The 26991-nt window shown below is 71.2% G+C and carries 25 protein-coding genes; 15 read left to right on the top strand and 10 right to left on the bottom strand.

Translation table 11 applies throughout. The features are described 5' to 3' along the window. Window position 1 precedes the first annotated feature (1 nt). Complete coding sequence (locus OG718_RS41905; protein WP_306940896.1) at window positions 2-1561, bottom strand: sugar ABC transporter ATP-binding protein; 1560 nt, start codon at window positions 1559-1561, stop codon at window positions 2-4. Further along, a complete protein-coding gene (locus tag OG718_RS41900; RefSeq protein ID WP_328846646.1) occupies window positions 1548-2645 on the bottom strand; it encodes a substrate-binding domain-containing protein in 1098 nt (365 codons plus the stop codon). The genes OG718_RS41905 and OG718_RS41900 overlap by 14 nt, the downstream gene beginning before the upstream one ends. Window positions 2646-3207: 562 nt before the next feature. Here OG718_RS41900 and OG718_RS41895 point away from each other — a divergent pair. Genes OG718_RS41895 through mtnB form a run of 3 tightly spaced genes read left to right on the top strand, consistent with a single transcriptional unit; the run spans window position 3208 to window position 5134 of the window. Next, window positions 3208-3807: a 1,2-dihydroxy-3-keto-5-methylthiopentene dioxygenase gene (locus OG718_RS41895; RefSeq protein ID WP_306940894.1), complete on the top strand. Its 600-nt coding sequence runs from the start codon at window positions 3208-3210 to the stop codon at window positions 3805-3807. Next, a complete protein-coding gene (gene mtnC, locus OG718_RS41890) occupies window positions 3804-4529 on the top strand; it encodes an acireductone synthase (RefSeq protein WP_328846645.1) in 726 nt (241 codons plus the stop codon). Before OG718_RS41895 ends, mtnC begins: the two co-directional genes overlap by 4 nt. Continuing rightward, complete coding sequence (gene mtnB / locus OG718_RS41885) at window positions 4526-5134, top strand: methylthioribulose 1-phosphate dehydratase (RefSeq protein ID WP_143635676.1); 609 nt, start codon at window positions 4526-4528, stop codon at window positions 5132-5134. Before mtnC ends, mtnB begins: the two co-directional genes overlap by 4 nt. 135 nt (window positions 5135-5269) lie before the next feature. Here mtnB and mtnA read toward each other — a convergent pair whose 3' ends face one another. Beyond that, a complete protein-coding gene (mtnA, locus tag OG718_RS41880) occupies window positions 5270-6301 on the bottom strand; it encodes an S-methyl-5-thioribose-1-phosphate isomerase (RefSeq protein ID WP_143635678.1) in 1032 nt (343 codons plus the stop codon). Between the two features lie 346 nt (window positions 6302-6647). On the opposite strand from mtnA, the gene OG718_RS41875 reads away from it, so the two are divergent. From OG718_RS41875 to OG718_RS41835, 9 genes are all read left to right on the top strand, one after another. Next, window positions 6648-7703, top strand: a complete 1056-nt coding sequence (locus OG718_RS41875; RefSeq protein WP_328846644.1) for a BMP family ABC transporter substrate-binding protein — start codon at window positions 6648-6650, stop codon at window positions 7701-7703. After that, window positions 7684-9339 carry an ABC transporter ATP-binding protein gene (locus OG718_RS41870; RefSeq protein ID WP_328846643.1) on the top strand — a complete coding sequence of 552 codons (1656 nt, stop codon included), beginning with the start codon at window positions 7684-7686 and terminating at the stop codon, window positions 9337-9339. Before OG718_RS41875 ends, OG718_RS41870 begins: the two co-directional genes overlap by 20 nt. A gap of 1 nt (window position 9340) precedes the next feature. Next, window positions 9341-10411: an ABC transporter permease gene (locus OG718_RS41865; RefSeq protein WP_143635684.1), complete on the top strand. Its 1071-nt coding sequence runs from the start codon at window positions 9341-9343 to the stop codon at window positions 10409-10411. Then, window positions 10411-11280, top strand: a complete 870-nt coding sequence (locus OG718_RS41860) for an ABC transporter permease (RefSeq protein ID WP_328846642.1) — start codon at window positions 10411-10413, stop codon at window positions 11278-11280. The genes OG718_RS41865 and OG718_RS41860 overlap by 1 nt, the downstream gene beginning before the upstream one ends. Further along, the gene (locus OG718_RS41855; protein ID WP_143635687.1) at window positions 11277-12029 is read left to right on the top strand and encodes a nucleoside phosphorylase; all 753 of its coding nucleotides are present in this window, start codon (window positions 11277-11279) and stop codon (window positions 12027-12029) included. Before OG718_RS41860 ends, OG718_RS41855 begins: the two co-directional genes overlap by 4 nt. After that, complete coding sequence (locus tag OG718_RS41850; protein WP_328846641.1) at window positions 12026-13360, top strand: amidohydrolase; 1335 nt, start codon at window positions 12026-12028, stop codon at window positions 13358-13360. Before OG718_RS41855 ends, OG718_RS41850 begins: the two co-directional genes overlap by 4 nt. 97 nt (window positions 13361-13457) lie before the next feature. Further along, the gene (locus tag OG718_RS41845) at window positions 13458-14129 is read left to right on the top strand and encodes a FadR/GntR family transcriptional regulator (protein WP_143635689.1); all 672 of its coding nucleotides are present in this window, start codon (window positions 13458-13460) and stop codon (window positions 14127-14129) included. Window positions 14130-14205: 76 nt separating this feature from the next. Beyond that, a complete protein-coding gene (locus OG718_RS41840; protein WP_328846640.1) occupies window positions 14206-14418 on the top strand; it encodes a hypothetical protein in 213 nt (70 codons plus the stop codon). A gap of 580 nt (window positions 14419-14998) precedes the next feature. Next, window positions 14999-16201, top strand: a complete 1203-nt coding sequence (locus OG718_RS41835) for a PAC2 family protein (RefSeq protein WP_328846639.1) — start codon at window positions 14999-15001, stop codon at window positions 16199-16201. Between the two features lie 87 nt (window positions 16202-16288). Here OG718_RS41835 and OG718_RS41830 read toward each other — a convergent pair whose 3' ends face one another. Then, window positions 16289-17278 carry an SMP-30/gluconolactonase/LRE family protein gene (locus OG718_RS41830; RefSeq protein ID WP_143635693.1) on the bottom strand — a complete coding sequence of 330 codons (990 nt, stop codon included), beginning with the start codon at window positions 17276-17278 and terminating at the stop codon, window positions 16289-16291. Window positions 17279-17607: 329 nt separating this feature from the next. On the opposite strand from OG718_RS41830, the gene OG718_RS41825 reads away from it, so the two are divergent. Together OG718_RS41825 and OG718_RS41820 are read left to right on the top strand one after the other, a co-directional pair. Then, window positions 17608-19356 carry a S8 family peptidase gene (locus OG718_RS41825; protein WP_143635695.1) on the top strand — a complete coding sequence of 583 codons (1749 nt, stop codon included), beginning with the start codon at window positions 17608-17610 and terminating at the stop codon, window positions 19354-19356. 96 nt (window positions 19357-19452) lie between these two features. Continuing rightward, window positions 19453-20109, top strand: coding sequence for a hypothetical protein (locus OG718_RS41820; protein WP_328846638.1), 657 nt, complete (start codon window positions 19453-19455; stop codon window positions 20107-20109). Between the two features lie 84 nt (window positions 20110-20193). Here OG718_RS41820 and mshC read toward each other — a convergent pair whose 3' ends face one another. The 4 genes from mshC to OG718_RS41800 all read right to left on the bottom strand — a co-directional run bounded on the left by mshC (window position 20194) and on the right by OG718_RS41800 (window position 23683). Further along, the gene (gene mshC, locus OG718_RS41815) at window positions 20194-21423 is read right to left on the bottom strand and encodes a cysteine--1-D-myo-inosityl 2-amino-2-deoxy-alpha-D-glucopyranoside ligase (RefSeq protein WP_143635698.1); all 1230 of its coding nucleotides are present in this window, start codon (window positions 21421-21423) and stop codon (window positions 20194-20196) included. Between the two features lie 100 nt (window positions 21424-21523). Next, a complete protein-coding gene (locus OG718_RS41810) occupies window positions 21524-22339 on the bottom strand; it encodes an SCO1664 family protein (RefSeq protein WP_186001112.1) in 816 nt (271 codons plus the stop codon). Further along, complete coding sequence (locus tag OG718_RS41805) at window positions 22303-22893, bottom strand: DUF3090 domain-containing protein (RefSeq protein WP_055613325.1); 591 nt, start codon at window positions 22891-22893, stop codon at window positions 22303-22305. The genes OG718_RS41810 and OG718_RS41805 overlap by 37 nt, the downstream gene beginning before the upstream one ends. Window positions 22894-22996: 103 nt before the next feature. Further along, window positions 22997-23683, bottom strand: a complete 687-nt coding sequence (locus tag OG718_RS41800) for a histidine phosphatase family protein (protein WP_328846637.1) — start codon at window positions 23681-23683, stop codon at window positions 22997-22999. Window positions 23684-23745: 62 nt separating this feature from the next. On the opposite strand from OG718_RS41800, the gene corA reads away from it, so the two are divergent. Continuing rightward, entirely contained in the window at window positions 23746-24744 is a 999-nt protein-coding gene (gene corA, locus OG718_RS41795; protein WP_186001113.1) for a magnesium/cobalt transporter CorA, read from the top strand. Between the two features lie 64 nt (window positions 24745-24808). On the opposite strand, the gene OG718_RS41790 is transcribed toward corA, so the two are convergent. Both OG718_RS41790 and OG718_RS41785 read right to left on the bottom strand, forming a co-directional pair. Continuing rightward, window positions 24809-25597, bottom strand: a complete 789-nt coding sequence (locus OG718_RS41790; RefSeq protein WP_143635704.1) for a ferritin-like domain-containing protein — start codon at window positions 25595-25597, stop codon at window positions 24809-24811. A 245-nt stretch (window positions 25598-25842) separates the two neighbouring features. Continuing rightward, on the bottom strand, window positions 25843-26898 hold the full coding sequence (locus OG718_RS41785) for an LLM class F420-dependent oxidoreductase (RefSeq protein ID WP_143635706.1): 1056 nt from the start codon (window positions 26896-26898) through the stop codon (window positions 25843-25845). Window positions 26899-26991: the final 93 nt, after the last annotated feature.

Raw genomic sequence — 26991 nt, 5'->3', positions numbered from 1 at the left:
ATCAGACGGACGCCGAGATGGACTGGATCACGCGGTCGCGCTCCGCGTCGTCGCCGTACGCGTCGAGGCGGATCTCGCCCGCGGTGAGGACGAGGACCCGGTCGGCGACCTCCAGGACCTCGTCCACGTCGGCGGACAGGACGAGGACCGCGGCTCCTTCGGCGGCCAGGGCGCGGGCGCGGCGGCCGATGTCGCGACGGGCGCCGATGTCCACGCCCCGGAACGGTTCGTCCAGGATGAGGACGCGGGGGCGTTCGGCGAGCCAGCGGCCCACGACGACCTTCTGCTGGTTGCCGCCGGACAGTTCCTCGACGGTGCTGTGCTCGTCGCGCGCGACGACGCCGAGTTGTTCGATGGTGGCGCGGCCGAGGGCGTCCTCCCTGGAGCGGTTCACCAGCCCGGCCGCGGACAAGGGGGCGAGGGACTTGAGGAACGGCAGCGAGATGTTCTGGGCCAGCGACCAGCCGGGGACGAGTGCGTCCGCGTGCCGGTCCTCGGGCACCAGGTGGACGCCGCTGCGGATGGCGTCGGCGGGGCGGCGGGGCGCGTAGGGCCTGCCGTCCAGTTCGAGGGAGCCCGCCGGGAACGGCTCGGCGCCGAAGAGGCCGCGGGCGAGTTCGGTCTTGCCCGCGCCCAACAGGCCCACGACGCCGGTTACTTCGCCCGCCCGGATGTCGAGGTCCTGCGGGGCGTGGCCGTCGAGGAGCGGCACCGCGCGCAGGGAGAGCGCGATCTCGCCCTGATCGCCTGCCCGCTCTGGCCGTGCGGTCGTCGCCTCCTGGGCCTGGGCGAGCATCGCGCGCAGGGCGCTGTCCCAGTCGAAGGGCCTGTCCTGGTCCTCGGTGAGAAGACCGTCCCGCAGGACGACCAGCCGGTCGGCGAGCGCGTCGATCTCGCCGAGCCGGTGGGACACGTACAGCACCGCGATCCCGTCGTCCCGCATACGCTCGACGAGCGCGAACAGGCGCTTGGCCTCGGCGGCGGAGAGCGCCGAGGTCGGCTCGTCGAGAACCAGCAGCCGGGGGCGGGTCGCCAGGGCGCGGGCCAGGATCAGCAACTGCCGGTCGGAGATGCCGAGTTCGGTGACATCGCGCCTGAGCACGGCGTCGCTCCAGCCGAGGTCGAGCGCCGACTGGATCTCGCGGGCCCGGGCAAGGAGGCGGCGCCCGTTCAGGAAGGGGTTGCCTCGCGCCTGGGCCAGTTCCTCGAACACGAGGTTCTCGGCGACCGTGAGTCCGGGCACGATGCCCTCGCCGATGCGCTGGTGGACCGTCTGGATGCCCAACTGGCGGGCGGCGAGGGGCGACTGGAGAGCGGCGGGCGAACCGTTCACCCGGACCTCACCGCCGTGGTCCGTGTGGACCCCGGACAGGATCTTGATCAGCGTGGACTTGCCGGCGCCGTTCGCTCCGAGCAGCGCGACCACACTGCCCGCGGCGATGTCCAGGGAGACGGAGGCGAGCACCGTCTTCCCGCCGAAGGCCATGCTGACGTCCCGCAGACCCACCGCGGGAGCCGGTTCGGGCGGACCCACCGCGGGAGCCTGCTCAGTGGGCGACATTCGGGATCCAGTCCGCGGTGCTGACCTTGGAGAGGTTCAGCGCGGGCAGGGCCTTCCGCAGCTGGTCCATGTTCTCGATGCCCTTGCTCTTCAGGAAGTCCTGGGTGATGGCGACGGCAGGGAACTCCACCGAGGACTTGTTCAGCCGGCCGGCCAGCTCCAGGGCGGTCGTACGGACGACGGCGGCACCGACCGCGGACGGATCCGTGCCCGCCGTGGCCACCCAGGGGCTGTCCTTCGCGGTCATGTTCTGGATGTCGGCGTTGGAGACGTCCGCACCGAAGACCTTCACCTTGTCCTGGAGCTTCTTGTTCTGGACGGCGAGGACGGTGCCCTTGGCGAGTTCGTCGTACGGGGCGAAGACGCCGGCCACGTCCGAGTGCTGGGTGAGCGCGGCGCTGACCAGGGGCACGTTGTCGGTGGCCGTGGAGTCGGTCACCTTGCCGACCTTGAACTCCTGCTTCCAGCCGTTGGCGTCGGCCGTCTTCTTCCAGACGCTGTCGCGCTTGTCGAGGGCGGCGTACCCGGCGACGTTGACGTAGCCGACCTTCGCGTCCTTGCCGAGTTCGTCGCCCATCACGTCGAGGACGGCCTGGGCCATGCTGGCGTCGTCCTGCTTGGTGCTGATCACCGACTTGTTCGTCGTCTCGACGTCGTAGACGACGACCTTGATGCCCTTCTTCACGGCCTTGTCGATCTCCGGCTGGATCGTGGCCGGGAAGCCGTGGTCGACGATGATCGCCTGCGCGCCGGAGTTGATGGCCGAGGAGAGGTCGGTGGCCTGCTTGGCGTTGTCCGCCTGGGCGTCGTACACGGTCAGGTCGATGCCCAGGGCCTTCGCCTGCGCCTTCGCGCCGTTGCCCCACTGCTCGAAGTAGTCGCCGGCGCCGCTCTGCCGGACCAGGGCGACCTTGACCTTGCCCTTGCTGAAGGGCGCGGGCTTCGTGCCGGTGGCCGCGGCGGCCGGGGCGGCCTTGTCGCCGGCGGTCCCGGAGGCGTCCGAGGACTGCGAGCAGCCCGCGAGGAGGAGCGCGGAGGCGGAGGCCAGCGAGAGCGCGGCCAGAGGCAGACGGGCACGGGACATGTGAGGGCTCCAGGGGAGGGACAAGAAGGAGGATGAGGAGGGGTGAGGAGGGCGTGCGGAGCCCGGAGCGCCGGGGCATGATTCAGGCCATGGCCGCGCGGGGGTACGCCTCACCGGTCCCTGTGGAACTCACGGTGGGCGGAGGCACGGTGGGCACTCCGGGTCAGGTCAGCGACAGCGGGCTGTGGTCGACCGGAGCAAGTCCACGTACAGCCGCCGTACGAGCAGCAGCGTCTTCATACGCAGATCATGGGAACGATTTCAGCCAGCCGTCAAAGCAGGTGAAGCGGTTTCTCAGGGGTTGAGACAACGACTTCGTCACACTCGGCCGATCATCGGTCTGGAGTTACCATCACCGAACGACCCGGGACAGCGAGGCTTCCGATGACGACACCATGCGCGACAGCGACACGACGCTGTACCGGCGCGGCGTGTCGCGGCTGACCACAGCTTCTTCCGCCTCCCGCGCCCCGTGGGCGCCGCCTCCCTCCTCCGGCCCGACACCCGGTCCCGATGCCCGTCTCGGTATCCGGACTCCCTTTCCCTCACTGGAGTTGCTCCCATGACCCTGCTGACGACGTGGCCGGAGTCCGGTCCCGAGACCACCGTGCGTCGTACCTCCGACCCCGCCGAGATCGCCGCCGCGCTCGCGCCGCTCGGGGTGCGCTACGAGCAGTGGCCCGTCCGCGAGGACGTCCCCGCGGATGCCGACAGCGACACCGTCTTCGCCGCGTACGGGCCGGAGATCGACCGGCTGAACGCCGAGGAGGGCTTCACCACCGTCGACGTCCTCGGGCTGCACCCGAGCGACGACCCGGAGTACCCCGTGAAGGCGAAGGCCGCGCGGGAGAAGTTCCTCCAGGAGCACACGCACGACGACGATGACGAGGTCCGGTTCTTCGTCTCGGGCTCCGGGATCTTCTATCTGCACGTGAACGGCGAGGTGCACGCCGTGTTCTGCGAGAAGGGCGACCTGCTGGGCGTGCCGCGCGGAACGACGCACTGGTTCGACATGGGGACGACACCGGCGTTCACCGCCATCCGCTTCTTCCACGAGGAGGACGGCTGGATCGGCTCCTTCACCGGTTCCACCATCGCCGGGCGCTTCCCCGACTACGACACCATCGCGGCGGGGTACGAGCAGGACCGGGCCGCGGCGTGAGCCTGCGTTTCGACGTGGACGCCGTGGTGCTCGACATCGAGGGCACCACGAGCGCCACGGGGTTCGTCGTCGACGTGCTGTACCCGTACTCGCGCTCTCGTTTCGCAACGGTGCTCTCGGAACGGAGCGCCGATCCGGACGTCGTGCGGGCGGTCTCCCAGGTACGGGAACTGCTAGGCGAGCCCGACGCCGACGCCGTACGCGTCGAGAAGGCCCTGCACGAGTGGCTCGACGAGGACGTGAAGGCCACCCCGCTGAAGACCCTTCAGGGCCTCATCTGGTCCGAGGGGTTCGCCCGCGGCGACCTGGTCTCCCACTTCTACGACGACGTGGTCCCGGTGCTGCGCCGCTGGCACGGCGACGGCGTACGGCTGTACGTGTACTCGTCCGGGTCCGTGGCCGCGCAGCGCGCGTGGTTCACGAGCAGCCCGGACGGGGACCTGCTGCCGCTCGTCTCGGGCCTGTACGACACCGAGAACGCGGGGCCCAAGCAGGAGCCGGACTCCTACCGCCGTATCGCCGGGTCGACCGGTGCGGAGGCCGGCCGTCTCCTCTTCCTCTCCGACCGGCCGGGCGAACTGGACGCGGCCCGTGCGGCCGGCTGGCACGCGGTCGGGATCCGTCGGCCCGGGGAGCCGTACTACGAGCAGGGCGTCGGCGACCACGCGCAGGCGGGGACGTTCGACGAGATCACCATCAGCACTTCCGGGAGCACCACGTGACCACCGACATCAGCACACTCGACCTGGAGGAGGCGGGGGCCGTCCTCGCCGCCGAGTCCGCCCGCTTCGCCTCCTTCGGCTGGATGCGGGGCACCTCCGGAAACCTGTCCGTGGTGGTCTCCCGCGAGCCTCTGCTGCTCGCGGTCACCGCCAGCGGACACGACAAGGGCGAACTGACGCCCTCGGATGTCGTGCTGGTCGACGGCCGGGGTGCCGCGGTGAACGGCGGCAAGCCGTCCGCCGAGGCCGAACTGCACGCGCGCGTGGCCGCGTTGACCGGCGCCGGGGCCGTGGTGCACGTCCACACGGTGGCATCCGTGGCGATGGGCCGCCGTGTGCCGGGCGGCATCCTCTTCAAGGACCTGGAGATGCTCAAGGGCATCGGGCAACCCGCCCACGACGTCGAGGTCACCCTCCCCGTCATCACCAACAGCCAGGACATGAAGGTCCTCGGCGACCGCTTGGAGGCGGCCCGCAACCCACAGATGCCCGCGGTGGTCGTGGCAGGCCACGGCCTCTACGTCTGGGGCGAGACCCCGCGCCAGGCCCGCCACCACACGGAGATCGTGGAGTGGCTCCTGGAACTGGAACTGACGGGCCACTGAGCCCGGTTGACACCAAAGCAGGAGGGTCGAGGCAGACGCCTCGACCCTCCTACTTACCTGTCCTGCAGCGCCCCTATGAGGGGCGCGGGGAACTGCGCGACCAGCCCCCACGCACCCGCAGCCAACGAACCGGCCCTACCGCAGCCGATCCCCCGGCAACTCCCCCGCGGACACCTCCAGCACCCCCCTCTCGGTCACGAGTCCCGTGACCAGCCGCCCGGGCGTGACGTCAAAAGCAGGGTTGTGCCCACGAGACCCGGCGGGAGCAGTCCGAACCCCGCCCCACTCCAACACCTCGTCCTCACCCCGCAGTTCAATGTGAATGTCAGCCCCCGTGGCCGTAGAGAGATCAACCGTCGTAGTGGGCGCAGCCACCAGGAACGGCACCCCGACGTCGGCGCACGCGAGTGCGACCCCCACGGTGCCCACCTTGTTCGCCGTGTCCCCGTTGGCGGCGATCCGATCGGCGCCGACGATCGCCACGTCCACCTCGCCCCGAAGAATCGTGCCCGCGGCAGCCCCGTCCGCCTGGACGAAGTGAGGGATCCCCTCCTGCACCAACTCCCAGGCGGTCAGCCGCGATCCCTGCAGCAGAGGCCGCGTCTCATCGGCGTACACGACCTCGAGCCGCCCCCGAGCGTGCAGTTCGCGGATGACCCCGAGAGCGGTGCCCCAACCCGCCGTGGCCAACGCCCCGGTGTTGCAGTGGGTCAGCACCCGCAGCGGCCTGTCCACGTCGACCCGCTTGAGCAGCCAGTCCGCCCCGAACTCCCCCATGGCCCGGTTGGCCGCGACATCCTCCCGCTGCACCTCCGCCGCCTCGGCGAGCACCGCGTCGAGCCCCTCGTCGAACCGCGTCAGCACCCGGTCGACGCACACCATGAGGTTCACCGCGGTGGGCCGCGCCGCACGGACCCGTGCGACGGCCGCGAGTATCTCCTCCCGCGACCACCCCTCGCGCTGCCCCTGGAGCATCGCCAGCGCAACCCCGTACGCCCCCGCGGCACCGATCGCGGGCGCCCCGCGCACCACGAGCCGCTGGATCGCGTCCACCAGGTCGTCCACATCACGGATTCGGCGGGTCTCGGTCCGGTGCGGAAGGACGGTCTGGTCGATGAGCGCGAGGCTGTTTCCGGTCCAGTCGACAGCGCGCAGTTCCTGGGGCATAGCGGGACACTCCTGATGTTCCGAAGATGCGCGACACCGTACATGACCTCGGAGAACCACAGTTCGAGACAGTCGAGCGGGTGTCCGGAAACCGGTGTTACAGTCCAGCACCCGCAGCCGGAAGGCCTACGCGAAGGAGGACGTGTGCTGCTGACGATGCGCCGCTTCCTCGACTACGGCCGGTGCGCCAGCGACTGCTGTCAGCGCTGACAGCCGCGACGCCGGACCCCCACCGGGCGTCCACCGTGTTCTCCCCCTCGCTCCACCCTCTGCTCTCAGCCTTCACCTCTCAGCGTTTCCCGCTTGAGCGCGCGCCGCCGCACGCACCTCCCGGAAGGGCAGTCCCATGCCTCGTAGACCCCGTTCGCTCCATCTCGCCGCCGTCGCGACCGGCACGGTGCTCCTCGCCACCGTGGCCACCGGCTGCAACGCCGCCGCGAAGAACGACGATTCCGCGGCCGCAAAGAGCGGCGGCAAGACCTTCACCCTGGTGACGCCGGACCCGGTCGGGCAGAACGAGTTCCTCAAGCTGGCGGTCAACGGAGTGAAGGCCGCGGCCAAGGCGCACGACGGGACGCAGAAGGTCTACCAGTCCTCCGACACCGCCTCGCAGCAGCAGAACGTGCAGGCCGCCGTCGACGCCGCACCGGACGTCATCGTGCTGGTCGGCTTCGAGTTCGCCGACGTGGTCGCGCAGCAGGCCGAGGCGCACCCCGAGCAGCAGTTCCTGGTGATCGACGCGTGCACGACGAAGACGTTCAAGAACGTCAGCTGCGCCGTCTTCCGTGAGCACGAGGGCGTCTACCTCGCGGGCGCCGAGGCCGGACTCCTCAGTGAGAGCGGCAAGGTCGGCGCGGTCGACGTCCTCGACACCCCGCAGTTCCGGCGCTACAGCGACCCGTTCGCGGCCGGTGCCAAGGAGGTCGCCGCGAAGACGACCGCGAGCACCCGGTTCGTCGGCGGCCAGTCGCCGTTCGACGACTCGGCGCGCGCCAAGGAGCAGGCGAACTCGCTGCTCGCCAAGGGGGCCGACCAGATCATGGCGGCGGCCGCGGCCGGCAACTACGGCGTCTTCGAGGCGGCCAAGGCGAAGGGCGCGTACGCGTACGGCGTGGACGTCAACCAGTGCACGGCCGCGCCCGGCACGGTCGTCGACAACGTGATCAAGAAGACGGACGTCGCCGTGCGCGACGGCGTCGAGCAGGTCCTCGCAGGCAAGGGCGGCAAGACCGTCTCGTACGGCCTCAAGGAGGGCGGCATCAGCCTGACGGGCCTGGAGGACGGCGTGGCGACCTCGAAGTGCGTGATCGCCGAGCACGAGGACGTACTGAAGAAGGTCGAGGCGCTGCGCGACCGGATCGTGTCCGGAGAGCTGACGGTCGATGACCCGGCGACCAAGTGACGGACCGGCCGCGGGCGTCGACACCTCCGGTGACGCACCCGCGGTCGACGTGCCCGCGGTCGTCGAACTGCGCGGTATCACCAAGCGCTTCCCCGGCACCCTCGCCAACGACTCTGTCGACCTGACCGTCCGGCGCGGTGAGATCCACGCCCTGATGGGCGAGAACGGCGCGGGCAAGTCCACGCTGATGTCCGTCCTGTACGGGATGGAACGGCCGGACGCGGGCTCGATACGGATCGAGGGGCGCGAGGTGTCCTTCGGGAGCCCGGGCGCCGCGATGGCCGCCGGGCTCGGCATGGTCCACCAGAGCTTCAAGCTGTTCGACTCGCTGACGGTCGCCGAGAACGTCGTCTACCGGGCCGAGCCGCGCCGCTTCGGCCTGCTGGACCGGGCGGCGGCGCGGCGCCGGGTGCGTGAACTCGCCGAGGAGCACGGCCTCGCCGTCGATCCGGACGCCCGGGTCGGCGACCTGCCTGTCGGGCTGCGGCAGCGGGTGGAGATCCTGAAGCTGCTGCACCGGGGCGCCCGTACGCTCATCCTCGACGAGCCGACGGCCGTGCTCACGCCCACCGAGGCCGACGCCCTGTTCGCGGTCCTCCGGTCGCTGACCGCGCAGGGCCGCACGGTGATCCTTGTCACGCACAAACTGCGTGAGGTGCTCGAAGGCAGCGACAACGTCACCGTCCTGCGTGACGGGCGGGTGGTCGCGCGGCTGCGCACCGCCGACACGACCGCCGCCGAGATCGCGACCGCGATGACCGGCCGCGCGGTCGACCTGGACCGGGTCCACCCGGAGGGCAGCCCCGGCGAGGTCGTGCTGGACGTCGAGGGGCTGAGCACCACGGGTGTGCGGGAGGTCCAACTGACCGTCCGTGCCGGTGAGATCGTCGGCATCGCGGGGGTCGCGGGCAACGGACAGAGCGAACTCGTCGAGGCACTCGCAGGACTGCGGCCGGTCACCGCCGGGCGGGTCGGGCTGCGGGGCGAGGACATCACGCACGCCTCGGCGACCGAGCGGCGCGCGAAGGGCCTCGCGTACGTGCCGGAGGACCGCCACGCGGTCGGCACCGCGCCCACGGCGACCGTCGCGGACAACCTCGCGATGGGCCACCACCGCACGACGCTCTCCTCACCGCGCGGACTGCTGCCGCCCTCGGCGGTACGCGCCCATGCGCGCGCCCTCGTCGAACGCTTCGGCATCAAGGCGTCCACGCCCGACGTGCCGGCCTCCGCGCTGTCCGGCGGCAACCTCCAGAAGCTTCTGATCGGCCGCGAACTCGCCCACGGGGCACCGCTGTTGCTGGTGGAACAGCCCACCCGCGGCGTGGACATCGGCGCGATCCAGGCCATCCACGACGAGCTCGTCGCCTACCGCGACGCGGGGCACGCCGTCCTCCTCGTCTCCGCCGAACTCAGCGAGATCCGCGGCCTCGCCGACCGGGTCCTGGTGATGTACGAGGGCCGGGTGACGGCTTCGTACGCCAAGTCGGACGCGGACGAGGCGACGCTCGGCCTGGCGATGGCGGGCGGCACGGCCGCGCCCACACCTGCAGCCGCAACCGCCGCAGCACCCGCCGCCGCGACACCGGACCGGACGGCCGCCGCGCTCGACACCCACGCGCCGGACGGAGACTGACATGGCCCGCCCATCGACGGACCGCATAGCGGCGGCGCTCCGCTCCCCCGTCACCTTCTCCGTGCTCGCCGGGCTCGTCATCGGCGCGCTGTTCCTGGTCGGCACGGGGGCCGATCCGTTCGCCGCGTACGGGGCAGTCGTCACCGGCTCGCTCGGGGCCGACGGGATCGGAGCCACGCTCAGTACCGGGACCAGCGTGCTGGGGATGGCTCTCGCGCTGGCGATTCCGTTGCGCGCCGGGCTCATCAACCTCGGCGGGGACGGGCAGATGGTGCTCGGCGGGATCGCGGCCGCCGTCACCGGCCTGTACTCGCCGCTGCCCGCGCCGCTCACCGTCGTGCTCGCGCTCCTCGCCGGGATCACGGCGGGGGCCGCGTACGCCGCGCTGGCCGCGCTCTGCGAGAACCGGTTCGGTGTACCGCTGCTGGTGAGCAGTCTGCTGCTCAGCTACCCGGCCACCTCGTTCGCCTCCTATCTGGTGCGCTATCCGCTCAAGGAGCCCGGATCCAGCCTGCCCCAGACAGGGCGGCTCCCGGACGGCGTGGCCCTGCCCGCCTTCGGCACGTCGACCGTGACGTTCGGCCTGGTTCTCGTCGTGCTCGCGGCGGCCGCGTACTGGTTCGCCGACCGGCGCACAGCCATCGGGTACGAGATCCGCATGACCGGTCTCAACCCCCGCTTCGCCGCGTACGCGGGTGTGGAACGCAAAGGGCTCACGCTCCGGTTGATGGCCACCTCCGGCGCGCTCGCCGGACTGGTCGGCGCGATCGGCGTACTGAGCTTCCCGTACCGCTTCCTCGACGGTTCGCTGACCGCGCCCGGCTACACCTGGACGGGTCTGACCGCGGCGCTGCTCGCGGCGGCGGCCCCGCTGGGCACGGTGCTGGCGTCGTTCTTCTTCGCCGTGCTGCAGGTCGGCGGGCTCTCCATGGAGCGCACCACGGAGGTCCCGCGCGAGCTGACACAGGTGCTGCAGGCCATCGTCATCGTGTTCCTGGCGGCGCGGCTGAGCTTCCCGCGCAGGCGACGGAAGACGGCCCAAGAGCCCATCACCCAGGGGGAGTTCGTCTGATGTTCTTCGACTCCGATCTCCTCATGTCGGCGCTGCGCGCGCTGACCCCGATCCTGTTCGCCGCGCTCGGCGGCGCCGTGTGCGAACGTGCGGGCGTCTTCAACATCGGCCTGGAAGGCATGATGCTGATGGGCTGCTTCACGGCCGTGGCCACCAGCTGGTTCACCGGCAGCCCGTGGCTCGGCGTCCTCGCGGCCGCGCTCGCCGCCGCCGCGTACTCGCTGATCCTGGCCGTGGGCACGGTCACGCTGCGCGGCGACGCGGTGGTGCTCGGCGTGGCCATGAACCTCCTCGCGGTGGGTCTGACCAGCTTCCTGCTGCGTACGATCTTCGGTGTGCAGGGCACCTTTGACGATCCGTCACTCACCGGGCTCCCGTTGGTCGGTGGCTTCTCTCCGCTCGCGTATCTGGCGTGGGCCGCGGTCGCGGTGGCCGCCCTGATGCTGTCGCGGCATGTGTGGGGGCTGCGGCTGCGCGGGGTCGGCGAGGCACCGGAGGCCGCGGCCACACTGGGGGTGAGCCCGGCCCGGTACAAGTACGCGGCCGTGCTCGTGTCCGGTGTCCTGTGCGGGCTCGCCGGGGCCCAACTTGCCCTGGGGAACGTCACGTTGTTCTCCGAGAACATGACGGCGGGCCGCGGCTGGATCGCCGTCGTCGCGGTCATGCTCGGGCGCGCCCTGCCCTTCGGTGTCCTGCTCGCCGCCCTGCTCTTCGGTGTCGCCGAGGCCGCGGGCTTCCGGCTGCAGGGCCTCGGCCTGCCCCAGCAGGCGACCGACGCCGCGCCGTACGTCGTCACGCTCGGCGCCCTCTTCCTCAGCACGGCGCAGCGCCGCCGCCGCACCGGCCGTACGACTGGAGTCGCCTCATGACGCAGGACCTGCTGCCCATCACCCGGATACCCCGCACCGGGCTGCCCCCGCATGCCGTCGTGGTCGGCGACCCGGCGCGTGCCGCGGCCGTCGCCGCGCTGCTCGACGGTGCGGAGGAGGTCTCCTACCACCGCGAATACCGTGTGTTCAGCGGGAGTTGGAAGGGGCTGCCGGTCGTCGTCGCCTCGCACGGAGTCGGCGGGCCCGGGGCGATCCTGCTCTTCCAGGAGCTGGCCGACGCGGGGGTGCGCACGATCCTGCGGTTCGGCACGGCAGGGGCGATGCGGCCCGGGATCCGTGACGGAGACCTGGTGATAGCGGAGGCGGCCGTACGCGACGACGGGGTGACCCAGCAGCTGCTGCCGCCCGAGTATCCGGCGGTGGCCGCGCCCGAGGCGGTGCTCGCGCTCCAGCGGGCGGCGCGCGAGCAGGGCGCCCCGCACCACCGGGGCTTCGTGTGGACGCGGGCCGCCTTCCAGCCGGGGCTGATCCCCTTGCCCTCGTACGACGGGGCGGGACTCGCCGCCATCGAGATGGAGCTGTCGGCACTGCTCATCACGGCCTCGCTGCGCGGGCTGACCGCGGGCGGTGTCCTCGTGATCGACGGCGCGAACGCGGACGAACTCGTCGACGAGCAGGCCACCGGCGGCTACAACCCGCACCGCGAGGTCGTCGCCGCGGGCGTCGAGCGCGGCAGTGTCGTCTCCCTCGAAGCCCTGCGCCTGCTCGCCGAAGGGGAAACGCTGTGAGCATTCCCGCCCAACGGACCGCCCCCGCCGACCTGTTGGTCCACGGCGGCGACATCCTCACCGTCGACGCGGCAGGCACCGTCGTACCCGCCGGAGCCGTGGCCGTCCGCGACGGCGAGATCCTCGCGGTCGGACCGACCGAGGAGCTGAGGGCGCGCTACAGGGCCGCCGACGACCTCGACGCGACCGGCTGTCTGGTGCTCCCCGGCCTGGTCAACGCGCACACCCACCTGGCGATGACGCTGCTGCGGGGCCGCGCCGACGACGTGACGCTGCAGGGTTTCCTGGAGCGGGTGATCCGCTGGGAGAGCGAGCTGCTGTCGGCGGAGAACGTCGCCGCGGCGGTCCGGGTCGCGATCGCCGAGAGCGTACGGGCCGGGGTGACCTCGGCACTCGACATGTACTGGTTCCACGAGGCGGCCGAGCGGGTCGCGCGCGAGGCGGGCTGGCGGCTGCACACGGGGCCGACCTTCATGGACGTACCGGTCCCGGCCGACGGCATCGCGTACGGGGACCGGCTGGAGTGGGCGCGCCGGGACCTGGCCGGCCGCGCCCGGCGCCCCGGCACGCGTCCCGTGCTCTTCGCACACTCCGCCTACACCCTGTCCCCCGCCCAGCTCACCGAAATCGCCGCGCTGGCAAGGGAGTTCGGCGCGCTGCTGCACATCCACGCGGCGGAGAACGCCGCCGAGGTCGCGACCGTCGAGGAGCGCTACGGCAGGCGCCCGGTGGAGCTGCTCGACTCGCTCGGGCTGCTCGGCCCCGATCTGCTGCTGGCCCACGCCGTGGACCTGACCGGCCCCGAGATCGCGGCGCTCGCCCGGACCGGCACCTCGGTCGCCCACTGCCCGGTGTCGAACCTCAAGCTGGGCTGCGGCATCGCCCCGGTGCCGCGGCTGCTGGACGCGGGGGTGACCGTCGGTCTCGGCACGGACGGCGCGGTCAGCTCCAACACGCTGGACGTCCTGCGGGCGCTGGGCACGGCCGCCCTGGTGCACAAGGCGGCCGGCGACCCGACCGCGGTCGGCGCCGAGCAGGCCGTGCGCATGGCCACCGTCGAGGGCGCCCGCGCGCTGGGCCTCGACGCCCACCTCGGTTCGCTGGAGGCGGGCAAGCGGGCCGACCTGATCGTCCTGGACCTGGGCGGTCCGCATCTGGCGCCCCGCCACGATCCGTGGTCGACGCTGGCGTACTCGGCGCGGGCCTCGGACGTCCGGGACACGGTCGTCGACGGGCGGATCCTGATGCGCGGCCGTACGCTCACGACGCTCGACGAGGCCGCGGCGCTTGCGGACCTGGCGGCCCTCGTGTCACCGTCCGACCTTGTGTGATCGTGATCGTCACTGACGGGCTCTCCGGGGCGACGGAAGCCGCATAATGAGACATCGGATGTCTGAGCGACATATCTGATCGACAGGGAGGCCCGCCATGGCAGTCACCGATGAGGCGATCGAGAAGATCAAGGGAATGATCGTCTCCGGCGCACTGCGCCCCGGCGACCGGCTCCCCAAGGAGAGCGAGCTCGCCGCCGATCTCGGCCTGTCCCGCAACTCCCTGCGGGAGGCGGTGCGGGCGCTGTCCCTGATCCGCATCCTGGACGTGCGGCAGGGCGACGGCACCTACGTCACGAGCCTTGACCCTCAGCTCCTCCTGGAAGCGCTGAGTTTCGTCGTGGACTTCCACCGCGACGACACGGTCCTGGAGTTCCTCGCGGTACGCCGCATCCTGGAGCCGGCCGCGACGGCGATGGCGGCGCTGCGGATCAGCGAGCAGCAACTGGACGCGCTCAGCGCCCAGTTGAACGCGCTCGGCGCCGCGCCCTCGGTGGAGGAACTCGTCGCCTGCGACCTGGAGTTCCACCGGGGCATCGTCCAGTCCTCCGGCAACTCGGTGCTCTGTTCCCTCCTCGACGGCCTGTCCGGTCCCACGACCCGCGCCCGTATCTGGCGCGGCCTGACCCAGGAGGACGCGGTCAGCCGGACCCTCCACGAGCACCGCGCGATCCTCAGCGCGCTCCGCGACCGCGACGCGGAGGCGGCCCGCTCCTGGGCGACCGTGCACATCGCGAGCGTGGAACAGTGGCTGCGCTCGACGTTGTGACCGGCGTTGTCGTCGGCGTCGGGACCGGCGTCGTGAACTCCCCTTCCGTGCCCGCCGGATGGTGCTGCAGCTCGACATGGCGGAACTGGTAGAACGCGCCGACCCGGCGCAGTGCGCCATGGTGTTCGTGCGCGTCGGCGAGAAAGCCCCGACGGGCAACGGGTACGGATCCTCCAGACGCCGCACCTGCGCCTCCGCCTCCCACTGGCGTCGTACGGCGGTGGAGAGCCGGTCGGCGAGTGCGCCCGGCTCCTCCGCTCCGGCCGCCTCGGCCCGGTCGGCCCGGTAGGTGCTCCAGGCGAGGTAGGCACCAACTCCGGTCGGCAGCAGCGCGGCGAGCACCGACGGCGGATCGTCCCGATGCGGGGCGACCGGCAGCGCTCCTGCGGCTCCGACGGCCGGCAGCGCCGGGTACACCGCTCCGGCCCGCCGGGCACGTGACCTGGGGGCGGCTCCGCTCACCCGACGAGGAGTTCCGTACGCATCACCTGCCGAAGCGTTCCGTACGAGCGTCGGGCCCGGCAGGGAATCGGCTCCCGCCCCACACGAGTGGGTGAATTCCTGGCCGGTCCCGCCGCTCCCCGCTCACGAACCGTGAGCTCGCCGGCGTCACGATGATGATCACCCGGTCCAGGACCCGTTCGGACATCGGATCTCTGGCGGTCGTCCGACGTATGGCGCCACCTCGAAACAATGTCCGGGCCCGCGGTGGAAGTTGGCCGGGGACAGCTCGGACGACTGCGGGGTGTTCGGAAGTGACGAACGGGGCAGTGATGCGGTCACTCCCCCACGCAAGGGGGCTGCGGGCGCTCCCCACGCAAGCCGTAAGGTTGGGGGGTACGCGAGGGCACGTCGGAAGGAGGCGCTGGGTGATCGAGCTCGAGGGGGTTCCCGAGCTGGTCGACCCCGTCATGGTGGCCGCGTTCGAGGGCTGGAACGACGCCGGCGACGCCGCCTCCACCGCGGTCGCGCATCTGGACAGGGAATGGAAGGGCGAGGTGTTCGCGGCGCTCGACGCCGAGGACTACTACGACTTCCAGGTGAACCGCCCGACCGTGTGGCTGGACGGCGGAGTCCGCAAGATCACCTGGCCGACGACAAGGTTGTCGGTGGTCCGGGTCGGCGGCGAGAAGCCGCGGGACCTGGTGCTGGTGAGGGGCATCGAGCCGTCCATGCGCTGGCGCTCGTTCTGCAACGAACTGCTGGGCTTCGCCCATGAGCTGGGCGTCGAGCTGGTCGTCATCCTGGGCGCCCTGCTGGGCGACACCCCGCACACCCGTCCGGTCCCGGTCAGCGGCGTCACGTCCGACCCGGACCTGGCCCGCACGATGGACCTGGAGGAGACCAAGTACGAGGGCCCCACGGGCATCGTCGGCATCCTCCAGGAGGCGTGCACCCACGCGGGCGTACCGGCGGTTTCGCTGTGGGCCGCCGTGCCGCACTACGTCTCGCAGCCGCCGAACCCGAAGGCGACGCTGGCCCTCCTCAACCGCCTTGAGGACCTCATCGACATGCGGATCCCGCTGGGCGAACTGCCCGAGGACGCGCGGGCCTGGCAGCTGGGCGTGGACCAGCTGGCCGCCGAGGACAGCGAGGTCGCGGAGTACGTGCAGTCGCTGGAGGAGGCCCGGGACACCGCCGAGCTTCCGGAGGCGTCCGGCGAGGCGATCGCCCGCGAGTTCGAGCGCTATCTGCGCAGACGGGACGGGGGCGGTCCGGCTTCGCCGCCCGGCAGCCACGCCACGGAGAGCGGCGATCCCGCCACGTACCTCAGGGACGGCCCGGGCGGCCGTGTCCGGCCGCCGAAGCCGCAGCGACCGGAAGCCACGGACGGTGCCACCGACGACGACACCGCCGAGTCCTCCGACGCCTCGGACGGCGACGCGTCGGGGGCGTCGGGCGCAACGGATTCGTCCGGTACGAGGGGGACGCCCGGCAAGACGGGGACGTCCGGCCCCTCGGAGGCTTCGGACGCTGCGGACTCCGAATCCTCGGACGCCGAATCCTCCGGATCCTCAGGCTCCGGTTCAGGATCCTCGGACTCGGGGTCCTCGGATTCCTCGGAGGACTGACCGAGCGGGACTGCCCGAGAGGAAACAACCGGGCGAGATCGACCCGGCGAGAGGGCGGCGCGCGTCCGGCGCGCCGCCCCTCGCGTGTCAGACCTGAGACACCGCCACCGCGTCGTACTCCGTGTCGGGCGTCGGCTCGACGTCGAAGCGCGCGTTCGGCAGGTAGAGACGCTCACCCCACGCCGCGGCCGTCGTCGGGATCCGGAAGCGCGGGTCGGTGATCCGGGTGATCCCCGTGCCCTTGGTGCCGGCGGAGTTCAGCCGGAACACGTCGATCGCGTTCTGCTGCTGCTGGACGACGTAGAGGGTCCGGCCGATGAGCAACAGCCCGTCGCCGTTGGGGATCCTGGCCCCGCCGAGGTCGACCGCGACGGCGGCTCCGGTGCGCCGGTCGACCCGCATCAGCGTGCCGCCGTCGGCGAAGGCGTTCACCACCAGGAGCGCGCTGCCGTCCGGTGTGCGCTCGATCCCGTTGGCGGTGAAGTCCGTGCCCTGCTGCCAGTCACCGCCGAGCGCCACGGTCCTGACGGCCCCGGGCCGCCCGTACCGGTCGAGCGCGAGCCGGTAGAGCCGGGGCGCGAAGGAGTCGGTGAACCAGGCGGCGTCCGGCGTGAGGATCACGTCGTTCACGAACGTGCCGCCGACCGCGTACGTCTTCTCGATCTTTCCCGTACGGACGTCGACGGTACGCAGATCGCCGCCGGCCCCGCCGCTGACGAACAGCCGGCCGTGCCGGTCGATCTTCAGTCCCACGCTGGGGTGTCCGGCGCCGGGGCCCTTGCTGATCACGGAGCCACGCCCCGTTGCGAGGCTCGCGCGGTAGATGTCGCCGTTGGCCAGCGACCCGAAGTACGCGAACGGGGCGGAGCCGATGGCTATGCCCTCCGGCTGGAAGCCGTTCGGCAGCGGGAACTGGACCGGCCAGTGCTTCTGAGACCCCTTCTGTGGTCCCTTCTGCGGCCCTTTCTCCGGCGTTTCGGCCGCGTGCGCCGTGCCGCCCAGGAGTGCCGCTCCTCCCAGGGCGGCGGCCGTGGTGAGGAGTCTTCGACGTGCGAAGGAACGGTCTGCGAGTGCCACTGTGCGTCCTTCCACGAGAGGGCCGACGCAGGGCCGGCCCGACGGTCAACAGACGCTGTCACCCCATCACATGACAACCGTCTCCGCTGTCTTTGGCCGGATTGTGGCGTGACATCTGTTTCAGGACGGATTGCGCACGGTACCCAATTCAACTTGTTTTCAAACGCAGTTGGCGAACTCGGGGGTGGACGAGTCGGTCCGGGAGGAGCAAGGTGTGCCCCGGAGGACATGACCCGAGGACAGGCTCGAAGAACACGAACCGAGGTCACAACGCTCGACAACTCCAGTACCTGCATTGCACCTGCACGGACCGAAGGGAGCGGCACGCGATGACCGACCAGGCACAGCCCGCGCAGGGCCCGGGAGCGTCCGGGCCAGGGCCCGACGGAGCGGGATTCACCTACCGAGAAGCCGAGCCGGAACTGATCGTCGTCGCACGGCCCGAGGCCCGGCTCCGCGCCGAGGCCGAAGGGGTCCGTTCGGCGGCCGGCTCCGACGTGTCGGCGCTGAACATGTTCCTCAGCGACGAACAGCTCGCCCTGCAACCGCTGTTCGGCAGCGAGGAACGGCTGCAGTCGGCGGTCCAGCCCCCGGCCTCGGGCGCCGAGACACTGCCCGACCTCGGGCTCTTCTACCGGGTACGCGGCGTCGAGAGCCGGGCCCAGGAGCTGCGTTCGCGGATCGCGGCACTGCCCGAGATCGCCACGGCGTATGTGAAGCCGGGTGCCGTACCGGCCTCGGTGGGGTCCGTCGGACACAGCACCGACGAGAGCCGGCGGCGCAAGGAAGGCGCCCCCGTCACACCCGACTTCACCAGCCGCCAGGGCTATCTGCGCCCCGCACCCGAGGGCGTGGACGCGTACTGGGCCTGGCAGCGGCCCGGAGGCTCCGGCCAGGGCGTCACCGTGATCGACGTGGAGGGCGCCTGGCAGCTCGGCCACGAGGACCTGGCCGCGAAACTCGCGGGAGTCGTGGTCGGCACCCCGATCCAGGACCTGGCCTGGCGCAACCACGGCACCGCCGTCATCGGTGTGATCGGCGGCGACCGCAACGAGTACGGGATCACCGGCATCGTGCCGGACACGGTGACCGCCGCCGCGTCGTTCCACGGCATCGGCTCCGCGGCCGCGATCCACGCGGCGGCCGACCGGCTCAGCGCCGGGGACATCATCCTGATCGAACTGCACCGCCCTGGAACACGGTTCGACTTCGCGGTGCGCGACGACCAGCGCGGCTACATCGCGCTGGAATGGTGGCCGGACGACTTCGCGGCCATCCGGTACGCGACCGCCAAGGGCGTCCTGGTGGTGGAGGCCGCGGGCAACGGCGGGGAGTCCCTGGACGACGCGGTGTACGAGCGCCGGCCCGACGAGTTCCCGGAGTGGTGGCGCAACCCGTTCAACCCGTCCAACCAGTCGTCCGGTGCGATCGTGGTCGGCGCGGGCGCGCCCCCGCCCGGCACCCACGGCCGCGACCACGGCCCGGACCGCTCGCGTCTGGCGTTCTCCAACTACGGGGCGCGGGTGGACGCGCAGGGCTGGGGCCGTGAGGTCACCACGACCGGCGGCTTCTGGGACAAGCCCGGCGACCTGCAGGGCGGCGCCGAGGAGATCGCCTGGTTCACCGACACGTTCTCCGGGACCTCCTCCGCCTCTCCGGTGGTGGTGGGCGCCCTGGCCGCGCTGCAGGGCATGCTCAGGGCGGTCGGCCAGGAACCGATGGACCCGGAGCGGGCGCGCAGGCTGCTGCGGGCGACGGGCTCCCCGCAGCAGGACGCGCCGGGCCGGCCCGCGTCACAGCGGATCGGCAACCGGCCCGACATCAAGGCGGCGGTCGCCCATCTGCTGCCGGAGGCGGTCGGCTCGGGCCAGGCCGAGCGGTACTGGGACGAGTTGCTGCCGTATCCCCGTGAACTCCCGCCCAGGCTCCGGCTGTTCGTGGCCGGCGGCTGGCGGAGCCTGAACAACCCGTCCGCCGAGATCCGCCAGGCGGTGCACTCCGCCTTCGCGGGCGGACGGCCCGACGTACGCGTCTGGTTCTCGGACGACGAGATCGTCGGCCTGGTCGTCACGGGCTGACGCGACCGGCCGTTCCCCGGACCGGCCGTCCCACACGGACCGACCATCGCTCAACGACCAACCATCGCTCAACAATTGAGGGAAGGTGGCACCCGCATGAGCACCACCCCGCAGATGAGCCAACAGGGACAACAGCAGGGCCAGCACCAGGGCCGGCAAGGTCAGCAGCAGGGCCCGAGCACGGCTCCCCCGCAGCAGCAGGGTTACGGCCAGCAGATGCCGTTCGGGCAGCAGCAACAGCAGCCCTTCGGACAGCAGATGCAGCAGCCGTTCGGCCCGCAGGGCATGGGCCAGCAGCAGCCCTTCGGACAACAGGGGATCGGCCAGCAGAGCATCGGTCAGCAGGGCATGGGCCAGCAGCAGATTCCCCAGCACCCGCAGCACCAGCTTCCGCAGCACCTGCAGCAGCAGCTCCAGCAGCTCGGCCAGCAGCAGCCGTTCCAGCAGCTGCTTCACCAGCTCGGCGGGCAGCAGCAGGAGCAGGGCCAGGGCCAGCCGTTGATCGTGCGCAGCGCGGTCGAGGCCGCGGCGCTGACGAGCGGTGTGGCCGAGCACTTCTGGGACGTCGTCACGCCGCTGCCGGGCCAGCCGCCGATCCTCTACCTGTACATCGACCAGGGCTGGCGTCCGCTGGTCAACCCGAACCAGGTGACCCATGACGAGGTCCAGGAGGCCTTCGCCTTCGGGCAGCAGGTCATCGGGATCTACGACTCCACGAGCAACACGCTCCAGGCCGTCATCGTGAACAAGTAGGCCGTCACGGAGAGCAAGTAGCGCGACGGACCCACCGCACAGAGGGCGCCGGACGGGCAACGACCCGTCCGGCGCCCGGCGTTGCTAGAGGGCCACGCCCAACAGGGCGTCCACGGCACGGGACACGACGCCGGGGGCGCCCTCGTCCGTGCCGCCCCGCTCGGCCTGGAGCACGGCCCAGCGGTCGACCGCCGCGAGCGCGGCCGGCGCGTTCAGGTCGTTCGCGAGGGCCTCGCGGATCTCCTCGACGAGCGCCTCGGCCGAGGGGCCGTCGGGCCGCGAAACGGCGGCCCGCCAGCGCTCGAGGCGCGCGAGGGCGTCCTGGAGCACCTGGTCGGTCCACTCCCAGTCGGCCCGGTAGTGGTGCGAGAGCAGGGCGAGCCGGATGGCCGCCGGGTCGACTCCCTCGCGCCGGAGCGTCGACACGAAGACGAGGTTCCCCTTGGACTTGGACATCTTCTCGCCGTCGAGCGCGACCATGCCGGCGTGCACGTACGCCTTGGCCATCGGGAACTCGCCGGTCAGCGCCTGCGCGTGGGAGGCGCCCATCTCGTGGTGCGGGAAGGCGAGGTCGGAACCGCCGCCCTGCACGTCGAAGCCCATGCCCAGGTGGTCGAGGGCGATCGCGACGCACTCGATGTGCCAGCCGGGCCGGCCCTGTCCGAGCGAGGCGCCGTCCCAGCTCGGCTCGCCCTCGCGGGCGGCCGTCCACAGCATCGGGTCGAGGGGGTTCTTCTTGCCCGGACGGTCCGGGTCGCCGCCGCGCTCGGCGGACAGCAGCCGCATGGCCGCCGCGTCCAGGTTGGACACCTTGCCGAAGTGCGGGTCGGACTCGACGGAGAAGTAGACGTCCCCCTCGAGTTCGTACGCCGCACCCGCGTCCCGCAGTCGCTCCACCAGCGGGACGATCCCGGGTATGGCCTCGACGGCGCCGATGTAGTGCTTCGGGGGCAGCATCCGCAGGGCGGTCATGTCCTCGCGGAAGAGGGTCGTCTCCTTCTCCGCGAGGGCGACCCAGTCGACGTTGTCCCGCGCGGCGCGCTCCAGCAGCGGATCGTCGACGTCCGTCACGTTCTGGACGTAGTGAACCTGCCGCTTGGTGTCGAGCCACACGCGCTGAACGAGGTCGAACGCGTTGTAGGTCGCCGCGTGACCCAGATGGGTCGCGTCGTACGGAGTGATGCCGCAGACGTAGATACGGGCGACGGGACCGGGGTCGAGGGCGACGAGACCGTCGGTCGCGGTGTCGTGGATCCGGAGGTCACGGCCCTTGCCGGGCAGGGCAGGGACGTCGGAAGCGGGCCAGGCATGCATGCCTTGAGCCTAACCGGACGGATGTTCCGTATACGAACCGGACCAGGCCAGATGGCCGGGAAGGCCCTCTTGCGTACGGATCCGGGGTGTGCGCCGTCCGCTAGACGGGCGGCCACGGGATCGCGGGCCACTCCCCCGAGGGTTCCGGATGCCGCCCGGACGCGAGCAGGCCGGCCACACGCACGCGCGTGGCGTCCAGTTCGGCCGCGGTGATCAGCTCCCCCAGACGCACGCCCAGCGTCCCGCCCAGGGCGTCCCTGAGCCGCTCCAGGACCTCGACCGCCTCGGGGGTGAGCTTCTCCCCGGCCCAGCCCCACAGCAGCGTCCGCAGCTTGTTCTCGGCGTTGAAGGTGACCCCGTGGTCGATCCCGAACAGCCGGCCCTCGGGTGCGGGCAGCAGATGCCCGCCCTTGCGGTCACCGTTGTTGATGACCACGTCGAGGACGGCCAGCCTGCGCAGCCGCTCGTCGTCGGCGTGCACGAGCAGCGCGGTGCGCCCCTCGCCGACCTCGGCGAACCCGACGGCCTTCCAGCCCTCGCCGGGCTCCTCGCCGTCGATCAGCGCGAGCAGCTCCGAGCCCTCGGACACCGGGTCGATCCACAGCTGGCACATGCCTTCGCCGTACGGCCCGTCGCGCAGGATCGTGGTCGGGACGAGCCCCCAGCCGGTCGCCTCGGACACCGCGTAGGCGGCGACCTCCCGCTGGGCGAGGTTCCCGTCGGGGAAGTCCCACAGCGGGCGCTCGCCGGCGACCGGCTTGTAGACGCAGGAGGCTTTCCGGCCCTCGTACGTCACGTCGCACAGCAGCACCGCGTTGGAGGCCTCACGGATGCGTCCGCGCACGGTCAGCTCACCCTCGGCGAGCAGCTCTGCCGTGCTCACGCTTCGCGGCGGTATCCGTTCTGGCGCGGACATACGTGTCCTTCCGGGTCTAGCGGGAGACTGCACAGCGGGCAGGGCGGCCGGCCGGCGTTCACGACATCGAGGGCACGCTTGGCGAAGGCACGGGCCTGGGCGCCGGTGAGGCGGACCCGCAGCATCGGCGGGCCGTTCTCCTCGTCCTGCAGGAGCCTTTCCTCTGCCTCGGCGAGGTCCTCCTCCGAATCGGCGTCCAGCTCCACGAGCGCCTGGGCCTCGACGATCATGCGCTGCTCGTCACCGTCCCAGGCCAGCGCCATGGTGCCGACCCGGAACTCCTCCTCGACGGGAGCTTCGAGCGGGGCGGTGTCGGAGACCTCCGTCGGGGCCATCGCCGGGACGGGAGCGCTGCCCCCGGTACGCCGTACGACCTCGTCGAGAAGCTCGTCCATCCGTTCGGCGAGCGCCGCGACCTGCGTCTTCTCCAGGGCCACACTGGTCACCCGGGGTCCCGAGGAGGCCTGCAGGAAGAAGGTACGGCGCCCTGGCAGCCCGACCGTGCCGGCCACGAAACGGTCCGGCGGGTCGTAGAGGAACACCTGACGGGACACGTCCTGTCTCCATTGGATCGATCGACTGCTTCTGCCGTCGACTGCGTCTGCTGCTGACAACTGCTGCGCTGCTTCGACCGCTTCACCCTACTGCGGCCGACGATCACGGTGCGCCCGCACCGCCCCCGACCGTGGCGTCACCGGCCGGGGGTTCCTCGCGCGGCGCGAGCGACGTGAAATCGCCGGTGTCGCCGAGGCGAACGAGAAATGGCCGCAGTCGTGTGTAGCGGATCGCGGTGATGGAACACGGTTCTACGGAGATCCGTTGGAAGAGGTCCAGATGAAGGCCGAGGGCGTCCGCGACAAGAGACTTGATGATGTCGCCGTGCGAGCACATGAGGTATACCGCGTCACCGCCGTGATCGCGCTCCACACGCGCGTTCCACTCCCGTACCGCCTCGGCGGTACGGGTCTGCATGGCGCGCATCGACTCGCCGCCCGGGAAGGCGGCGGCGGAGGGGTGCGTCTGCACGACCTCCATCAGCGGCTCGTCGTTCAGCTCGGCGAGCTTGCGGCCGGACCAGTCGCCGTAGTGGGCCTCCCCGATCCGGTCGTCGGAGTGGACGCGGAGTTCGGGGCGCGCGTCGAGGAGCGGCTGAATCGTTTCCTGGCAGCGTTGCAGGGGGCTGCTGACGACCTCGGCGATCGGCAGTTCCGCGAGGCGCCCGGGCAGCGCGGCGGCCTGCGCGGCCCCTCGCTCGTCGAGTGCCACGCCGGGCGTCCACCCGGCGAGCAGTCCCGCGGTGTTGGCGGTGGAACGTCCGTGCCGGACGAGGATCAAGGTGGGCATGCGGCCCAGCCTAGGCTGCTGCCCGAGTGCGCCGGGTCCCTGACGACGGGAGAATACGCTCCGTGATCGTCGACTGCGCCATCTATCGCGACGGGCACCGGACGGAGGGCCCGGAGGACCTTTCGGACGCCCTGGACGCCGCGCGTGCCTCGGGAAACGCCTTCGTGTGGATCGGGCTGTACGAGCCGACGGAGCGGGAGTTCGATCTCGTCACGGAGGAGTTCGGGCTGCATCCGCTGGCGGTGGAGGACGCCCTGAAGGCGCACCAGCGGCCCAAGCTGGAGGTCTACGACGACTCCCTGTTCGTGGTGCTCAAGCCGGTGACGTACGAGCCGGACAGCGACGCCGTCTCCTCCGGGGAGCTCATGATCTTCCTGGGCGACTCCTTCGTGGTGACCGTGCGGCACGGTGAGGGCTCGCCGCTCAAGGCCGTACGACGCCGTCTGGATCAGGACCCGGACATGATGCGCCTCGGCCCGACGGCGGTGCTCTACTCGATCGCCGACGACACCGTCGACCACTATCTGGAGGTGGCGACCGAGCTGCAGACCGACCTGGAGGAGGTCGAGGCGGAGGTGTTCTCCCCGAACGACGGCGGCTCCCGGCACACCGCGTCCCGGATCTACACCTTCAAGCGGCAGATCCTGGAGTTCCGCAGGGCCACCGGACCGCTGGCCTTGCCGCTGACCCGCCTCGCGGGCTCGGGCGTCTCCGGCCCGGGGGTGCCGTTCGTCCACGCCAAGGCGCAGCCCTTCTTCCGTGACGTCAGCGACCATCTGACCCGGGTGAACGAGTCCGTGGAGGGCCTGGACCGGCTGGTCTCGGACGTCCTGTCGGCGCATCTCGCACAGATGAGCGTCCGGCAGAACGACGACATGCGGAAGATCTCCGCATGGGCGGCCATGGCCGCGGTCCCCACGATGATCGCGGGGATCTACGGCATGAACTTCGACCACATGCCGGAGCTGCACTGGGTGTGGGCCTACCCGGCGGTGATCCTGCTGATGGCGGTGCTCGAGGTGCTCCTGTTCCGGCTCTTCAAGCGGCGCGGCTGGCTGTAGTCGCGCTCGTCGAGCTCCACGCGCGCGTGCCGCGTACGAGGCAGCACGCGCGCGTGGGCCACGCTCACGCGAACTCGGGTGCCGCCGACGCCGGGCCGCCCAGGGCGTCGCGCCGCTCCGGCACGGCCAGCGAGACCATGCGCCGCCAGCCGAAGACCCGCTCATACAGGTACATGGCGTGGATGCCCGCGGCGAGCGCCGCCGCCTTGGGCTTCGGCCAGCCGAGGATGCGCCCCATGTGGGCCATCACGGCGAGACTGACGTCCCGGTAGATGCCGATCTCGGCGAGCGCGCACTCGCGCAGGGTCCGCTGGATGGTCCGGCCGTGGCCCGCGGCCGCGAAGCGCAGCAGTTCCTCGTGGCAGTACGCGAGGTGGTTGTCCTCGTCGTTGGAGATCATCCGCACGGCCTTGCCGATCTCCGGGTGGTCGCCGAAGTCCTTGCGCAGCATGATCATCTGGTCCGCCGCGCGCTGCTCGGTGACCCTGCTGTGGGAGAGGTAGGTGACGATGTCCTGCACGGTGAGCGGCTCGTCGCGCTTGAGCTTGTCGTGGGCGAGGCCGATGCCGTTCTTCTCCAGGAGCATCGTGTAGTCGGTCTCGGGCGGGATCTCGACGGGTGTGACGCCCCGCTTCTTCATGAGCGCGTTGAAGATCCGTCCGTGCTTGTCCTCGTCGGCGCCGTGCCGGGTGATCTTGGGTGCGAGGGCGCGTTCGCTCTCCGGGACGAGGGCCGCGATCCGCGCGTTCTCCCAGCCTCCCTGGGTCTCCCCGCTGGCGGCGATGGAACAGAAGAGCCGGAACGACTCGTCGTTGTCGACGATCTCCTGGAAAAGACTCTTGGCCGAAAGCATGTGTGCCACCTCCATGCGGGCTCCCGCCTCCGTGCGGGACTCCGCAAAGAACGAGTCAAATGGGCAGCCAGGGGCGCGGCAACACCTGTGTCGGACAATTCCGCCGAACGGTGGACGCGAGGGGTATGAGAGGCGCGTAACCGAGCGGGCCGTGGCGCGTTGTTCTCCGTGACGGCCGTGGCGGGGAAGACCCCCCGAGCCCCCACCACGGCCGCAGAACCTCTCCCGTCCCGCTGTGGGCGGTGTTATGCGAGTCCGGCCCGCTCCAGGGCGTCGGTCCCGGCCCGGAGCGAGGCGATCCGGTCATCCAGCGTGAAGCCCGCTGGGGCCAGCGTGAGCGTGGTGACCCCGGCGGCCGCGTAGGCCTTCATCCGGTCCGCGATGCGGTCCACGGAGCCGAGCAGCGTGGTCTGGTCGATGAGCTGCTGCGGAATGGCGGCGGCCGCGCCCTCCTTGTCGCCGGCCAGGTACTTGTCCTGGATCTCGGCGGCCTCCTTCTCGTAGCCCATGCGCTGCGCGAGCTGGTTGTAGAAGTTCTGCTTGCGGCTGCCCATGCCGCCCACGTAGAGCGCGGTGTACGGGCGGAACATGTCGGCCAGGGCCGGTACGTCCTTGTCCTCGCCGAGTGCCAGCGGCAGCGTCGGGCAGACGTCGAAACCGTCCATGGTCAGCCCGGCCTTCTCGCGGCCCGCGCGCAGATACTTGATCGCGGTGTCCTCCAGGTGGTCGGCGGACGGGAAGATCAGCAGAGCGCCGTCGGCGATCTCGCCGGTCTGCTCCAGGTTCTTCGGGCCGATCGCGGCGATGTAGAGCGGGATGTGCTCGCGCTCCGGGTGCACGGTCAGCTTGAGCGGCTTGCCGGGGCCGCCCGGCAGCGGGAGGGTCCAGTGCGTGCCCTCGTACGACAGGCGCTCACGGGTCATGGCCTTGCGGATGATCTCGACGTACTCGCGGGTGCGGGCCAGCGGCTTGTCGAACTTGACGCCGTACCAGCCCTCGGAGACCTGCGGCCCTGAGACGCCGAGGCCCAGGCGGAAGCGGCCGCCGGAGAGCGAGTCGAGGGTGGCGGCGGTCATCGCCGTCATCGCGGGCTGGCGGGCCGGGATCTGGAAGATGGCCGAGCCGACGTCGATGCGCTCGGTCTGGGCGGCGACCCAGGTGAGCACGGTGGCCGCGTCCGATCCGTACGCCTCGGCGGCCCAGCAGACCGCGTAGCCCAGCCGGTCGGCCTCCTTGGCCACGGCGAGGTTGTCCGCGTCCATTCCGGCACCCCAGTAGCCGAGGTTGATCCCGAGCTGCATGGCCGATTCCCCTTACTGATCAGTAACGTCCCTTGTGCGGCACCCTAGCGCGCCGGTGGGCCCAGTGGCAGGGACCGGGTTCGGGATCGCGGG

The sequence above is a fragment of the Streptomyces sp. NBC_00258 genome (assembly GCF_036182465.1).
In the GTDB taxonomy this organism is placed as follows: domain Bacteria; phylum Actinomycetota; class Actinomycetes; order Streptomycetales; family Streptomycetaceae; genus Streptomyces.
Note: the sequence above shows the minus strand (reverse complement) of the source record. Positions and strands in the feature narration are given on the sequence as shown.